Origin of the sequence: Enterococcus ureasiticus (genome assembly GCF_001730285.1) — a bacterium.
Classification (GTDB): domain Bacteria; phylum Bacillota; class Bacilli; order Lactobacillales; family Enterococcaceae; genus Enterococcus_L; species Enterococcus_L ureasiticus.
In genome coordinates this window covers 152,917-167,959 of sequence record NZ_MIJZ01000012.1, presented here as the reverse complement: position 1 = coordinate 167,959, position 15,043 = coordinate 152,917, and the positions used below count along the sequence as shown (strand labels likewise).

Here is a 15,043-nt window from a genome sequence, read left to right as displayed (position 1 = left end):
GACATGAAAAAATTTAAAATAAGTTACTTGATTGCCATTCTCCTAGTTCTAATTGTTGGTTTATCGAATCAACGAGTGGTCTTAGCAGAAGAAGCAGACATGAAGAGCAATGCTGGAATTAGTTTTGAAAATGATTATGAAGCTAGTTCCAGCGCACCAGAAGAATTACCAGATACAAATACACCTATCTTAGTGGAAAAACCAATCGCTAAAGAAGCAACAAGCAGCAAAGTTTTACCGCAAACGGGTGAATTAATTGGAAGCATGATGAGTTGGATCGGTGTGATGATGATCTTTGCGATGATCATTCTCCGTATCCGCAAAAAAACGAAATAAGTGCGTAAAAAACGCTTATATATAAAATTTAGGGAGAGTAAAAAATATGAAAACAAATAAAACAACGAAATTATTAAGTCTTGGTCTAATCAGTCTATGTGCACTATCTTTGGGCGCGCCAACTGTATTAGCTGCTGATCCAAAAGCAAACACTAAAGCAGATGTTAAATTTACCGAAGACACTGGGACAGTTGACCCAGAAAAACCTGAAGTAACAGATCCAAAAGATCCAGGTAAAGAACCTGGAATCGTTGATCCAGGCGGTGAAGGCGGCGGTGGTAACGGAACAAAATCATTTAACATCAACTGGGTATCAAGTTTTAAATTTGGTGAAATCAAAATCGCTGGTAGCACAATGTCAGCTTATGCTCAACCAACAACATTAAACTGGGCAGAAGAAGAAGATGGTGATTTAGTACCGACAGGAGAAAAAACAGTGGGTCTAGCAAACTTCCTACAAGTAACAGATAACACAGGGAAGAATGCTGGTTGGACTGTAAATGTTACAGGAACACCATTTTATGAATTGGATGCTTCTGGAAAAGAAATCAAAGCAAATGAGTTAACTGGAGCTGCAATTACTTTAGAAGACCCACAAATCGTTGGTCTTGCGGAAAGTGCTGCCTTAGCACCGATTTCATCACTTTCACCAGGTAAAGATATCTTGGATGGCGGTGCTAACAAAGTCTTTGAAGCAGGCTCTCAAAAAGGACAAGGAACTTGGTCATTAACATGGGGAGCAGACACAGACAAAACAATCCTTAAAGGAATTACAGTTGCTGGTAATACAACAACAGGTAAAGCAACTTCAGGTGTTAAATTAACAGTGCCTGTAACAGCGAAACCCAAAGCAGAAAAAAGCTATCGTTCAAGTTTAGAGTGGGTATTGACAACTGCGCCTTAAGAATAAATGTAAGCTCGATAATGAATGCAAGTTCAATCAAAATGATGAATACAGAGGAGAGAATTAAATAATGAAAAAAATGACATTAGCCGGTTTAGGTGTTGTAATGTTTAGTACATTAGCTTTAGGAAGTCAAACAGCACTAGCAACAGTAGAACAACCAGAGGCAAATAGTGAAGCAACCGTTCAATTTGAAGCAAATACAGATCCAGATTTACCACCAGTAGTAATACCTCCTGTCGGTAATAAAGGTGATGAGGCTGCCATTAATTTACCGGGTAGTGATGGTTCGATCGGGGATGGAAATCCAAGTTTCAATATCGCATATGTGTCTAATTTCCGTTTCAATGAACGGACTGCTGCCGATACGGACTTTACGAAATTTAAGCCAATTAAATTAAATGCCAATGGGATGACTTTATGGGCTAAAGGTACGCAATTAACACTAGATAAGATCGACAAAGCTGGTGAAGTGATTACGCCAAAAGAATCAACTGTTTATGAAAATATTCCTAACTTCGTTCAAGTAGTGGACAACCGTGGTAAATTAAGTGGCTGGAATTTAGAAGTCGAAGCGGGCGCATTTAAAGGCAAAGATGCTGACGACAAAGAAGTTACTTTAAAAGGTGCGACAATTACATTAACGGAACCTACGATTAAAGGACCTGCTGGAATTGATGTGCCAAGTGTTTACGCACCAACAACATTTGCTTCTGAACAAGAATTGACTGTAGATGCAGCAAAACCAATTTTAGAGGCTGCACCTAATGCAGGAATTGGATCTTGGTCAGTGAAATTTGGTCAAGAAGAAACATTAGCTGGTGCTGATTATGCAACATTAGTTGAAGATACAGGTGTGAAATTAACGATCCCTTCTACAGCTGAAGCAAAAGCGAATATTGCTTATAAAGCAAACCTAAAATGGACGTTAACAGATGGACCAAAATAAATAAGCAACAACGACCTGAGTAGGAGGAATACTCCTACTCTACTAATTATGGAATCGATAAAGAGAGATATCGGAAGTTATTCGGAGGGGAAATACATGAAAAAAGTAACATTATTAACAGCAACATTAATCGCAGCAAGTCTTTTAGGTGCTCAGTCCGCACAGGCTGATGAAACAGTTTATCCAGTTAAAGCTAAAAGTGATGCAACAGTTATCTTAGAAGCAGACGATGGGACAGATGGAGTCATCACTGGACCTGGTGGCGGTACGGATGGAGAAACTGGTGGGGAAATCACACATCCGGACGGCGGTGAAGGTGGCGAAGGCGGCGTGGTTGATCCAGGTCAAAATTCATCTTTACGCTTAAGCTTATTAACAGCTTTTGACTTTGGTACAATCAAAAAATCTGGTAATACTGAAAGCTACCTAGCAAAATTGCCAACACCAAACTTTGTTGATGGCGGCGTAAGCGCACGTCCAAACTTTGTTCAAGTAACAGACAACCGCGGAATTTTAGCTGGTTGGAAACTTACAGCTAAAATTGCAGAACAATTTACAAATGGTGAGACAACATTAAATGGAAGTGAAATCACTCTAACTAATGGCTGGTCACAACCATTATCAGCTGATAACACAACGAATGCACCAACAGTAAATACAGGTTCAATCGTTTTAGGAACAGGTGCCTCAGCGGATATCGCGACTGCTCCAGCAGGCAAAGGAATGGGAACTTGGAATATCTTATACGGAACACTTCATGCTCCTGAAAAAGCAACTTTAGGAGATGCTGCTAACAGCGTGAAATTAACGATTCCTGGTAATATTCAAAAAACAGATGGTACGTATACAGCAAAAGTTGAGTGGACATTATCTGATTCCCCAACTAGATAGATCAACAGTACGCTAGACAATTTAAAGTATGGATACTTTGAACGATTCATACTTTAAATCTACTCTAGTATGAAATTAAAATGTTTATCCAAGGGAGTAACGAGATGAAAAAACAACTAATACTTGGTGTGTTATTGATCTTGTTGACAATGCCGGTGAAAGCATCCGCACAAGAGGAAATCAGTACAGGTTCTAATGCCTATGTCACAATCGAAAAATACTCGGGAGATGGCGAACAGCCTGTCAATCCGACAGATCCCAATGAGATAGTAAAACCTGGTCCAAATACCGATGGGACCAATCCGCATCAACCAAGTACTAAAGGACCTTTAAGCTTGAATTACATTTCTAACTTGAAATTTGGCAAGCAAACTGCCAATGGGAATGATGCCGTGTATCAAGTGAAACCTGATCGTGTGATCGATAGTAAAGAAGCAGAAATCGATGTACCGAACTATGTTCAGGTGACGGATCACCGAGGCACTAATTCCGGTTGGACGTTACTAGTTAAGCAGGATGGCGCATTTAAAAACGGTGTACATAGCTTAGCGGGGACAGAATTGGTCTTTACTTCACCAGTTTTAGTCAGCAAATCGGGAAAAGACACGACATCACCTTCAGCCAACGCTAATTTTACTTTAACAGCAGATGGCAACTCAGCGATGGTCATGTATGCAGCAACAGATCAAGGGATGGGAACCTGGGTCGACCGTTTTGGCAAAGATTTAGAAGAAGCAAAAACGGGTATCCAATTAAAAATACCTGGTGATTCTAAAAAAGTCGCTGGTTTTTATCAAACAAGTTTAACATGGACTTTAACGGATACACCATTTACAGAATAAGAAAAACTGAAAAAAGTACGAGTCACTAGTAATAGGAATAATCATCATCAGTTCCTTAAGGATAGCTCTTTGTTTCAGTTGTTTGTAGGTAAACGAATAAAGATGAGCCAAAGAAAAGAGGAACTGAAGATGAACAAATATATTAAATCGATGATCGTGATCATGAGTATCATGGTTATGTACGTACTGGGAACAGAAGCGGTATCAGCTGAAGAAATGAATTTTTCAGTTGAGGCCCAGTTACCAGAGAACCAACTTGACAAAAATAAAACGTATTTTGATTTAAGAGTGTCACCAGATACGAAAGAAGAATTAAAGGTTGAAATCAAAAATAATAAAGACGAAGAAGTAACGGTTCAAATCCAAGCCAATACAGCAATTACGAATGATAATGGGGTAATCGATTATGGCGAGGCCAAACCTAAACTAGATAAATCATTAGAAACACCATTTGCTAGTATTGCTAAGGTAGATCCAGAAGTCGTTTTAGCACCAAAGGAAAAGAAAATCGTGACGATTCCAGTCGAAATACCTAAAGAATCATTTAATGGGATCATCTTAGGCGGACTTTACTTTAACCAAAAAGAAACAGGAAAAGAAGAGAAAGCTGAGGCAGGTATGCAAATCGAAAATAAATTTGCTTACGTAGTTGGGGTTCGTTTATCTGAAAATGATGAAGAGGTTGAGTCAGATTTAAACTTATTAGATGTAGCAGCAGGTCAACGGAATTATCGTAATGTAGTTGTGGCAACTTTACAAAATCCAATGCCTAGAATCTTAGGTCAAATGACAGTTAAAGCGCAAGTCTTTGCTGAAAATGATTTAAAAACAGCAATCTTCACAACCAATCAAGAGAATCTGAATATGGCACCAAACTCAAACTTTGGTTATGGAATCAAGATGGCAAATAAAGCATTTAAGCCAGGGAAGTATGTCATGAAAATGACAGTCGAAGCAGATGGCAAGACATGGCCATTTGAAAAAGCCTTTGAGATTACAGCCGATGAAGCCAAAAAATTCAATGATGAAGCGGTTGACTTAGTAGAAGAACCAAACGATTATTTAATATACATAATCATTGGAGGCGTCATTTTAGTTGTAATTATTATCGGTTTAATCAGCTGGATGGTTTATCAAAAACGTAAAAAAGAAGCAGAAAGAAAACGTAAAGCCAATAAAAAAAGAAAACGTAAAAGCAAAAGTAATGGGGAGAAAAGAAAGAGACCGTTAGATTAGGGAAAAAATAGAATCAAAGAAGTTAGCTATCTGCTGGAAGTGATCAGCTGTGAATTTCAGCAAGTACAAGGCTTCTGTTTTATTTAACAGAAAGGGTGACAAAATATGTACAACATAGGGATCGTACAAGCAAGTGAACAGGGCGATGATGCATATATGAACCAACTTACCCAGCCAACATATCACATGCATCATTTGACAAGAGAAGAAGTACTGAATACTGCTGACGAAATGGATGCATTGATTATAGAAGAGTCTTCTATTTTAGGATTAAAGCATACCTGTGAGTTGATTTTGGAGCTGAGACGAAACTGTAAAGCCTTGATTTGGGTCGTTTCAAAGAATCAAACGAAAACCAATAAACTAGTCTATCTACAGCTAGGAGCGGACGGTGTGTTGGATGAAGAAAAGGAACAAGAAGTGTCACTTTTACAATTTACGAATCTGTTAAAACGGATAAAAGGGGAAAAGCCTTCAAGTAGCGATGGAAATACCTTAGAACCAATAAAAAATGCGAAAGTACCGATTCAATTGATTGCAACAAATTTAAGCGTTATATTGAAAGGGAAAGTCGAAGTAGCATTGACCAAACTAGAATTTGAAATAATTTCTTATTTAGCAGAGCATTCAGGTAAAGCCATTACATATGAAGAAATATATGAAAATATTTGGAATGAAGAATTTGGCGATACAGAATTAGGGAACAAACAATATCGTGTCAGTAATCTGATTTTTCATCTGAGGAAAAAACTGGAAGTCAATTCGGCTAAACCAGAATATATCAAAACAGTTCGTTCAAAGGGATATATGTTGGTGCTATAAGAAATAGAGAATAGGGAAAAAACTGTGTGAGCAACCGATTTAAGGTAGGCTATTCATACAGTTTATTTTCAGTTTTCTGCTCTTGATACAACTTATTTATCGTAAAGGTAAATGGACTTTTGCTAAAAAAGAAAAACGATATAAGTGGTTTTTAGACAGTTTCTTACATCGTTTTTTCTGTAATATCTAAAGTTATTTTGCTTTTACAAGAGTAGTCAAATGTTCATCCGCTGAAGTAATTAAAGTATCCAATGTTTGAAAAACGACATCAAATATTTCAGCACAAGCTTGTATCTCTTGCGGTGTTCTCTTGATTTTAGCATCAAGAAAGTATGGCATAAAATGCAAGACGCCATGCCATGTTTTCAGTTCACGTAAATTGGTTCCTAAAGCTAGAATCTCCTGGTACGCGATTGTTTTAGATTTCTGTGATTTTTCCATGTCTACATTCTCCTAGTCTAAATTTGATTAAAATCCCAACTAGATAGGTAAATAAAAAACGATCAGATCTATGCCTCATCGTTTTCAATAGACCCCCCACAGAACACTTGTCTACACAATTCAAAAGAATTTCTCACATAAGGTAGAAATCTACACTGAAATTGGGTACAATAAAACAAGCTGGTACTTTGGTATTGGCTATCGGCAACTTGTATTGGCAGTGGATGCTGTCTTTACAGGGCCTCACGATTTTGGTTCCCGCCAAAATGTGAGGTGCCGTTTTTTATTTTCTATCAGGTCGTTGTTACGTTAAATGGTATCACGTCCTTGTTTTAGAAATGATAGGATAGAAACAAAAAAAGATATCGGGAAAATTCCCCAATACCTGTTCATCAATAGTATGAACTAACGTTACTGCTTCACTTCCCATCAAATAAAACGATACAAAAAAGAAGCGGTCAAATACACCTGATTTTTGTACAATGAAAGAAGCTAGTTGTAATGCTAGCGACTATTGGCGACTTGTTTGGGCAGTGGATGCTGACTTTACAAGGACTTCCAGTATGAGGTTCCCGCCAGATACTTGAGGTGCCAATGGTTATTTATATGTGATGTAGCTTTATGAACTAAGAAAAGTTCATAAAGCTTTTTTCGTTGCTAACCTATATCAATAAGTATAAAGAACTTAACATGAATGGTCAATACGAACAAGGAATAAAAATACTTGATTTTCTATATATAATTTAACTGCATAAAATGTTATATACTTAATCATCTATGTAAGATATAATTTACATAAGGGTTGAAAATTAAAAAGGAGTGTTAATGGAATGATTGATATTAATGGTGTAGAAGCACAAAATCAGGCAACTAAGATTGGTCAAGCTAATGATAAATTGACTATTTCACAAACTGTTGCTTTTTCCTCTGGTATGACAGTGCCAGGAAATGCTACAGCAAATAGTACTTTTGAAGAATTTAAGACCTCTTCTACAACAATCCAACAATTGTTAAATCGTGATGTAGCGAATATTCACAGCGCTGTTGCAGCGTTTGAACGAGCTGATTCTCAGACAAAAAAATTGTTTGATATGCCGTTTACAGGTTTGACGAAATAAGGAGTGGATCGCATGAAAGAGGATGAAATTAGAAAGAAACGAATTGAAAACGAAGAAAAGCAAGAAGAAAATTCTCAGATAAATATACTGTTAGATCGAAAAATGGAAGAGTGTGGACAGTTATATGCAAGTGAACGAATACATAATGAACGAGTTATTTCTTATTTTCAAAAACAAGAAAAATTTTCTTTTTTTGAAGATATCGTTGAAGATGCTCGCATAGAAGAACGTCGATTTTTTGATGAAATGAATGAGGGACAGGAAATAATAACAAAGGAAAAACGACAATTAGAAGATTATTCAGAAGCACTTTATGAAAAAGAATTGCAAGTGCTCAGAGAGGAGGAGGATGCCGATGGTAAAAATGGTAATTGGTGAAGTAAAGACCCAAACAGAACAAATAAAGTCTTATGCTAAAACATACAGTCAGGCATTGGAATCAGTTTCAGCAGCAACGCAAGGGATTCAGTTAGCGGTAGGAATGAGCGGAGAAGGAATGGACGCCATAAAATCTTATCTCTCAAGCGTTTATCCAGCCTTGTGTAAAGCAGCGATTCTTCACAGTGAGGCAGTTGTACAAGCCAATGAACAATATTTAGAAGCCTACGTCTCTCAATGTGGAAGCGAAGATCTAGATTCAGAAGAATTACAAGATCAAATCAATGAAGCAAACCGATTGATTCAAGGTTTTCAATCTTCCAAAGATAGCTTTGCTCAAGCCAAGAGAAACTTATCAGAAGATAACTCAAAGCTACTCGGAATGATTTTTCAAGCTGCGATGAATAGTATGGATGCAGGAATTACTCGTAATCAAGCGAAGAAAGCTAAGATAGAGGAAAAACTTCAAAAATTTCTTGCGTTTTGTGACCAGTCCACGAGCTATTTTGATGGATTGAATGATACAGGAAGCTTATTAGCCAAAGGAATGCAAGCTTTAGGTGTGAATGGTGGTGGCAGTATTGGTCCTGGGAGTTGGAACGGCAAAGGCTTCTCCTTAAAAGATACATCATGGATCAAAGATGTTAATCTAAGATGGACAGAGCGAGAATTTAAGAATACGAAGTATGAAGTGAACATTCGGATGGATGAATTTGGAAATCCTATTTACGAAGTGTATAAAAATGGTAAACTTGATTCTGAGGCAACGTTAGAGTATATTGCATTGATGGCAGAACTTCGTTTAAGAGAGTTAGATAATTTCTTAAACAGTCCTATTGGAAAAGTCTATACAACTGTTGTAGGGATGTCATTTCTCTATGGTGGAGCTAAAATTATCGTTAAAGGAATTGTAGACTTAGGGAATGGTCTAGCCATGGCATATGGAATGGATGCGGCAACCGGGCAAATGATTCCAATGCTTGTCAGAAGTGATGGATTGGTTATTTCTGAGGTGATTCAATCTGTTTCGGCGGGGGTAGCGCAGGCGATTACAGGGATAGGAATTAGCGCTATTGGCGGTGGTGACTCACTACTTGGTGCCAAGGGGACACAAACCGATAGTAAGACACTATGGCAGAACGGAAAAACTGAACGCGTAGATGTAGAGAATTTTGATCCTGGAAAACAATCTGGAGACGTACATTATCATGAACCAAATAATACTAAATGGCGTTATGATATTGAATTAAAAAAATTTGTTCATCCTAAATCAGGAGAAATTGCTCCTAAACGAATTCAAAAAATTTTAAAAGATCCAAAGGTACAAAAAGCTATAGAGAAAGCATTAAAAATTTTGGGAGTATAAGAGGTGTGAGTTATGATAAAAAACGAAAAAATGAAAAAATTAATCGAAAATGCTGATATAACTGACGTTGATGAAAAGATTAGTGTATCAATAAAGGAAATGCAAGAAGCTTTTAATGTTTCAATAGAGAAACTTTATGATTGTTTAATACTTTCTAATGAAAAAACTAATATAACAGAGGAACAATTTTTAAGAGTTGTCAGTTCATATGGAAGTCTGGCAGGATATGAATTTGCTAACACTGAATGTAGAATGATTGATTTCTTTGATAGTCCTTTGGATGTAATTGAACAATATAAAATCGGACTACTATATGTGCAATGTTTAAATAACAGATTATTGACTTTAACAAACTACAAAATCGCCTATTTATTTAGCTATAATGATGATATTCTAACTATTCGTTTCCATCAAAAAAGAGAAGATGGGGAAGTATTTTTTGATACAGATATCAATAAATTCACAGAACCTGTTGGAATTTTAATGAGTGATGAACTATCTCTTAATATAATTGAGAATAGTAATAATACTAAATAATGAATTAGTTTTAATTGATTCAGAAGTGAATAGATTAAAACAATGGGAGGGAGAATAACGGATCAATTTTTGAAGAAAATCATAAAAGAAATAAATCATGAATACGAACCAGGTGTAGGTGCAGAGATTAATTCGTTTATGACATATCAAAAAGAAAATATAAATGATTATCAGCTTAGTTTTAATGAAAACGAAGAATACTTTTCTCTAACTATAACTTTAGCTAATTTAAATAAAATGGCAGTCAAGCAGCTTTTTTTTCAGCTAATGCTATTTATCGAATATTCGCATGCAACATTTTACACATTCAATCAAGTTGCCGGTGAAATAAGCTATGAAGTGACCTCTTATAATATTGATAAAAAGGGATTTTTATTGAAAATTAAATTTAGTTCATTAAATTAGAGAAAATCTTTAAATAAGTGCGAAATTTTGATTTTTAGGTAGTGGTATAAAGTAATTTCTAATTATAGAGCCTGTAGGAGTTTTAATGAGTGACGAACTACATTCTAATATAATTGAGAATAAAGAAGTTACTTAGAATTATACTGTATAAAATCTATTTTCTACTAAAAATAAGATATTAAAACTTTAATTAAATGAAAAGGTAAACTAAATTGTGCTTGTACAATTTAGTTTACCTTGTTTTTACATCAAAATCTCTTACAACTCTTCACCATTACTCTTAATCACTTGCTGATACCAATCAAATGATTTCTTCTTAGAACGCTTCAACGTCCCTTGTCCTTCATTATCCTTATCCACATAGATAAAACCATACCGTTTCTTCATCTCACCAGTCCCCGCAGAAACCAAATCAATAAAGCCCCAAGGCGTATATCCAATCAATGGAATACCGTCAAATTCAACGGCTTCTTTCATCATCTCAATATGAGCTTTCAAATAATCAATCCGATATTGGTCATTGATCGTGCCATCTGGTTCAATTTCATCGATCGCGCCAAAGCCATTTTCCACAATAAACAAAGGCAATTCATAGCGCTCATTAAACCAGTTCATCGCATAACGCAAACCAAGTGGATCGATTTGCCAACCCCAATCAGATGCTTCTACATAAGGATTCTTAACTAAATCTTGCGACTCATCATAATCAAAAGCAGGTCCCTTATCATGATCTTTAATAGCAAACGACATATAGTAACTAAAGCCGATATAATCCACGCAACCATGTGTTAAATCAGTCAAATCCTGTTCCGTAATATCTAAATCAAACCCTTTACGAGCTAAATAGTTTTCCATAAAGCTTGGATAATGCCCTCTCACATGAACATCTGTAAACCAGTAACGTTTTTGCATCGCACTGACTGACATCATCATATCTTTTGGATCGCATGAATACGGATAAATGGGGCACATCGCGATCATACAACCAATTTGGAAATCTGGGTTGATCTCATGCCCGATTTTAACCGCTTGCGCACTAGCTACTAACTCATAATGAGCCGCTTGATACATGATTTTTTCACGATCTTCGCCTTCTTGGTATTTGATCCCAGAGTTGGTGAACGGCGCAAAGTCTTCCGCGTAATTCGCTTGATTATTGATTTCATTGAAAGTCATCCAATAAGTGACTTTATCTTTGTAACGTTCAAAACAAACACGAGCAAACTTCGCAAAGAAATCAATCATTTTACGATTACGCCAGCCACCATATTCAGTAACTAAATGATACGGCATTTCAAAATGAGATAAGGTAATTACAGGTTCGATCCCATATTTTAAACATTCATCGAATAAATCATCGTAAAATTGCAAACCTTCTTCATTTGGTTCAGCTTCATCCCCATTTGGGAAAATACGTGTCCAAGCAATCGATGTCCGGAAACAATTTAACCCAAGATCAGCGAATAATTTCACATCTTCTTTGTAATGATGATAAAAATCGATGGCTTCATGGTTAGGGTAATTTTCGCCTTTTAACACGCCGTCTGTGATTCGTCTAGGCACGCCATGAGCGCCAACGGTCATAACGTCAGCAACACTGACCCCTTTACCACCTTGATCCCAACCACCTTCTAATTGATGAGCAGCAACGGCGCCGCCCCATAGGAAATTTTCTCTTAAAATTGACATATGATCTACTCCTTTTACTTGTAAAGTTATTCGTTTCTATTTTTAATTCATGCTTGAACGTTAAAATCACCACACAGCTGGGAGGAATTAATTGAACGGAATCAGCTGTGCAGTGATATTTACGTCAGTTTAGAACGGATGTTTAAGCTTCAGCTTCAATTTCTTCTAACACGTCTTCTGTAATAGGTTGATTTGTTTCTTGTGCATAGTTGATAGCATCCATTTTTCTAGCAAATGGTAGGTAAATAAAGAATCCTAACGTTAAAACAAATACTTGAAGTAATGCTGCTTGCCAACCACCGACTAATAATCCAGAAATGATTGGCGGCGTTGTCCAAGGTACTTGAACCGCTGTAAATAATGGGACTAAACCAGTATACAAAGCGAAGTAAGTAATAATAGATGATACGACAGGTGTTAAAATAAATGGAATCGCCATGATCGGGTTCATTACGATCGGTGTCGCAAACGTGATTGGTTCATTAATGTTGAACACGGCAGGTCCAATTGACAAACGACCTAATTGTTTGAATTGTGCTGATTTTGCAAAGAACACCATATAAACCACTAATCCAATTGTCATACCAGCACCCGTTACGGTTAAAAATTGATCTAAGAATTGTTGCGTTACGATATGACCACCGTTTGCAACGGTCAATTCTTTACCAGCTTTTAAAATATCTGTGTTTTCTAAAGAGTTGGCTTGTAAAATCGGACCCATGATTCCGCCGACGATCGTTGAACCGTGAACACCGAAGAACCAGAATAAAGGGACTAAGAAACCAAGTACTAACGCACCGCCCAAGGAATCAGTCACCCCTTGAAGTGGAGATTGTAGGACATCGTAAATGAAATCAAAGAATGTTGTCTTAAAGACTTTATCAAAGAAAATATAAACAAACATTGCGCCAGTGATCAAAGCCGCAGCAGGAATCAAGGCAGTAAATGAGTTTGCTACGTTTTCAGGAACAGCTTCAGGTAATTTGATTCGAATATCGTGACGTAAGAACCAGCTGTAAACCCAACCAACGATAAGACCAACGATGATTGCTGTGATCATTCCCTTACCAGCAGTCCAGTCTTTATTGATAACATTTCCAATAGTCACACCGCTGTCTAAATCAGTCACATCTGGAGACATAAATAAAATAAAGACAACAAGCGAAATCATTCCAGCAGGTAGACCTTCAAAGCCTTCTGTTTTTACATAAGAATAAGCGATCCCGATTACCGCAAAAACTGACATGATGGCAAAAGATGCCCCATAAGCCTGATTGAAGTAAACGACCAAACCACTGTCGGTGATCCATTTTGCCGCTGACTCGATCGGTAAATTGGCTAATAATAGAAAAATTGAACCCACGATTGTAAATGGCATTGTGTACAACATACCATTTCTTAAAGCTGTAATCGCTTTAGTATTAACGAACTTTAAAACGGGTGGTAGAACTTTTTCATTGATCCATTCATTCATTCTAAACCTCTCCTTTGGTTAACTAAAGTAACGGAAAATAATTGCGTGTAGTAGTATTTCAATAGAGCGGCCGCTCTGATTTAAATCTACTGAATACGTTTACATATATACTATAAAAGAAATGTTACGGATTTAAAATAGGTTAAGCTTGTTCAGAAACATGTACCGTGTAAAAAAACAAATCAATTAAAAATACGACCTGGAAACAAATCAAAAAGCAATTTATTTCCAGGTCGCACGTTTACTTACTAACTGCGGGTAGTTTTAATGTAATTTTTTTATTCTCAAAATCAAGAAGTTGAATATTATTTGTTCCACCAATCCCATATTCAGGTGATTGATAAAGCTCACCATAACTTGCGCCGATAAAGTTATCGATATCTGCCAAGGTTTCCCAAGGTCCGATAAATACGGCATAATCGCCAGCTTCTACTGTAAAGGCTCGATTCCCTTCACTATCTTCAATAAAATATTTGTACGTACCATTACTTTCATCTGAGTCATTGATAATGATAGCTTGGACACTATTTTTATCAGTAGGCAGAATCTCTAGTTTTTGGTTGTTCACTTCAGCAAAATCTTCTGGTGTTCTCGGAATAGCAAATTTGTACTGTTTTCCTGTGATTACTTCGTTGTCCAAATGCTCGATGTTAAAAGACATGAACCGTCACACTCCTCTTTAATAATAGGTTAGATGCACTTTAATTTAACTATGTTTGGTTCCTGATGCTCGGTACATCATCTCAGAAACCATAGCAACTCTTGAGCGTTTTGTCAAAATTTCAGTATTATGATCAGTGTGAAAAAAGTTCGTCAGTTTAGTTATTTTTGTGATCAGCTTGCTCAGCAAACTCTTTACCAGCTTGATGAGCAAGCAGTTCAATCAAGGCAATAACTGGGATTTGTGTTGTGATATTAATATAAGGATCGGCATAAATAGATCGTTCATCGGGCATATAATAAGAAATATTGTAATCAGCTAAACGGGCAATCGTTGAATGTTCATCATTGGTAATACTTAGGATTTTAGCACCAGATCGTTTAAAATCAGTTACTTGTTTGATTATTTCAGAGGTTTCACCTGAAACAGAGAGAATAATCGCTAACGTATTTTCAAAACCCCGTTGAGGAATAGGTGTAAATGGGTCCCCGATACTATATGCGTTAATGCCCATATTAGCAAAATAGCGACTACCGTAATTTCCCAAAATACCACTTGTGCCAATGCCTGAAAAAACGATATGACGAGCAGAGGAAATCATCGTGACCGCGGGTTCCAATGTTTCATAATAAGTTTGCTGATTAAGACGTTTTAAAAAAGAATCAACATGGATCGTAGCATCATAATATTGTTCGAAGGAGTGTTCTTGCTGTTGTTCTTTCTTGATGGCATATTTTAATTCTGAAAAACCATCGAATCCCATTTTTGAACAAAAACGTAAAATCGTTGAAGTGGACACGTGACAATTTGTAGAAAGTTGACGAATTGTTAACTTTGGAATATTGTCCATATGTTCTAAGATGTAGTGATAAACAAGCATTTCCAGCTCATTTAATGACTGGACTTTTTCTAAATCAAACAAAAAGATCCCTCCTGCGCAAAAAATAGTAGTTCTTCATTTTTTATATAAGAAACAAAAAAAGTATACAACTTA

The 15,043-nt window shown here is 36.6% G+C and carries 17 protein-coding genes; 12 read left to right on the top strand and 5 right to left on the bottom strand.

Annotation, left to right across the window (positions count from 1 at the left end; genetic code table 11):
- The first annotated feature begins 3 nt into the window (after positions 1 to 3).
- From BCR21_RS06875 to BCR21_RS06845, 7 genes are all read left to right on the top strand, one after another.
- Complete coding sequence (locus BCR21_RS06875; RefSeq protein ID WP_069645743.1) at positions 4 to 336, top strand: LPXTG cell wall anchor domain-containing protein; 333 nt, start codon at positions 4 to 6, stop codon at positions 334 to 336.
- A 46-nt stretch (positions 337 to 382) separates the two neighbouring features.
- Positions 383 to 1,240, top strand: coding sequence for a WxL domain-containing protein (locus BCR21_RS06870; RefSeq protein ID WP_069645742.1), 858 nt, complete (start codon positions 383 to 385; stop codon positions 1,238 to 1,240).
- 70 nt (positions 1,241 to 1,310) lie between these two features.
- On the top strand, positions 1,311 to 2,189 hold the full coding sequence (locus BCR21_RS06865) for a WxL domain-containing protein (RefSeq protein WP_069645741.1): 879 nt from the start codon (positions 1,311 to 1,313) through the stop codon (positions 2,187 to 2,189).
- Between the two features lie 96 nt (positions 2,190 to 2,285).
- Positions 2,286 to 3,080 carry a WxL domain-containing protein gene (locus BCR21_RS06860; protein ID WP_069645740.1) on the top strand — a complete coding sequence of 265 codons (795 nt, stop codon included), beginning with the start codon at positions 2,286 to 2,288 and terminating at the stop codon, positions 3,078 to 3,080.
- Positions 3,081 to 3,184: 104 nt separating this feature from the next.
- A complete protein-coding gene (locus tag BCR21_RS06855; protein WP_167351770.1) occupies positions 3,185 to 3,922 on the top strand; it encodes a WxL domain-containing protein in 738 nt (245 codons plus the stop codon).
- Positions 3,923 to 4,051: 129 nt separating this feature from the next.
- Positions 4,052 to 5,158: a WxLIP family cell surface protein gene (locus BCR21_RS06850; RefSeq protein ID WP_069645738.1), complete on the top strand. Its 1,107-nt coding sequence runs from the start codon at positions 4,052 to 4,054 to the stop codon at positions 5,156 to 5,158.
- Positions 5,159 to 5,263: 105 nt separating this feature from the next.
- Positions 5,264 to 5,980 carry a winged helix-turn-helix domain-containing protein gene (locus BCR21_RS06845; RefSeq protein ID WP_069645737.1) on the top strand — a complete coding sequence of 239 codons (717 nt, stop codon included), beginning with the start codon at positions 5,264 to 5,266 and terminating at the stop codon, positions 5,978 to 5,980.
- Between the two features lie 192 nt (positions 5,981 to 6,172).
- Here the strand turns inward: BCR21_RS06845 and BCR21_RS06840 are convergent, their stop codons facing one another.
- Entirely contained in the window at positions 6,173 to 6,421 is a 249-nt protein-coding gene (locus BCR21_RS06840) for a hypothetical protein (RefSeq protein WP_069645736.1), read from the bottom strand.
- Between the two features lie 830 nt (positions 6,422 to 7,251).
- Between BCR21_RS06840 and BCR21_RS06835 the strand changes: the two genes are divergently transcribed.
- The 5 genes from BCR21_RS06835 (at position 7,252) to BCR21_RS06815 (ending at position 10,225) form a co-directional block, all read left to right on the top strand.
- Positions 7,252 to 7,539 carry a TIGR04197 family type VII secretion effector gene (locus tag BCR21_RS06835; RefSeq protein WP_069645735.1) on the top strand — a complete coding sequence of 96 codons (288 nt, stop codon included), beginning with the start codon at positions 7,252 to 7,254 and terminating at the stop codon, positions 7,537 to 7,539.
- A gap of 12 nt (positions 7,540 to 7,551) precedes the next feature.
- Entirely contained in the window at positions 7,552 to 7,917 is a 366-nt protein-coding gene (locus tag BCR21_RS06830; protein WP_069645734.1) for a hypothetical protein, read from the top strand.
- Complete coding sequence (locus BCR21_RS06825; protein WP_069645733.1) at positions 7,895 to 9,283, top strand: T7SS effector LXG polymorphic toxin; 1,389 nt, start codon at positions 7,895 to 7,897, stop codon at positions 9,281 to 9,283. The genes BCR21_RS06830 and BCR21_RS06825 overlap by 23 nt, the downstream gene beginning before the upstream one ends.
- 12 nt (positions 9,284 to 9,295) lie before the next feature.
- A complete protein-coding gene (locus BCR21_RS06820; protein WP_069645732.1) occupies positions 9,296 to 9,820 on the top strand; it encodes a hypothetical protein in 525 nt (174 codons plus the stop codon).
- Positions 9,821 to 9,889: 69 nt separating this feature from the next.
- Positions 9,890 to 10,225, top strand: coding sequence for a hypothetical protein (locus BCR21_RS06815; protein WP_139125619.1), 336 nt, complete (start codon positions 9,890 to 9,892; stop codon positions 10,223 to 10,225).
- Between the two features lie 258 nt (positions 10,226 to 10,483).
- Here BCR21_RS06815 and BCR21_RS06810 read toward each other — a convergent pair whose 3' ends face one another.
- The 4 genes from BCR21_RS06810 to BCR21_RS06795 all read right to left on the bottom strand — a co-directional run bounded on the left by BCR21_RS06810 (position 10,484) and on the right by BCR21_RS06795 (position 14,971).
- Positions 10,484 to 11,914, bottom strand: coding sequence for a 6-phospho-beta-glucosidase (locus BCR21_RS06810; protein WP_069645730.1), 1,431 nt, complete (start codon positions 11,912 to 11,914; stop codon positions 10,484 to 10,486).
- Positions 11,915 to 12,056: 142 nt separating this feature from the next.
- Complete coding sequence (locus BCR21_RS06805) at positions 12,057 to 13,388, bottom strand: PTS sugar transporter subunit IIC (protein WP_069645729.1); 1,332 nt, start codon at positions 13,386 to 13,388, stop codon at positions 12,057 to 12,059.
- Positions 13,389 to 13,629: 241 nt separating this feature from the next.
- Positions 13,630 to 14,049 (bottom strand): effector binding domain-containing protein, encoded by a 420-nt coding sequence (locus BCR21_RS06800; RefSeq protein WP_069645728.1) that lies wholly within the window; start codon positions 14,047 to 14,049, stop codon positions 13,630 to 13,632.
- Positions 14,050 to 14,206: 157 nt separating this feature from the next.
- Positions 14,207 to 14,971: a MurR/RpiR family transcriptional regulator gene (locus BCR21_RS06795; protein WP_069645727.1), complete on the bottom strand. Its 765-nt coding sequence runs from the start codon at positions 14,969 to 14,971 to the stop codon at positions 14,207 to 14,209.
- Positions 14,972 to 15,043: the final 72 nt, after the last annotated feature.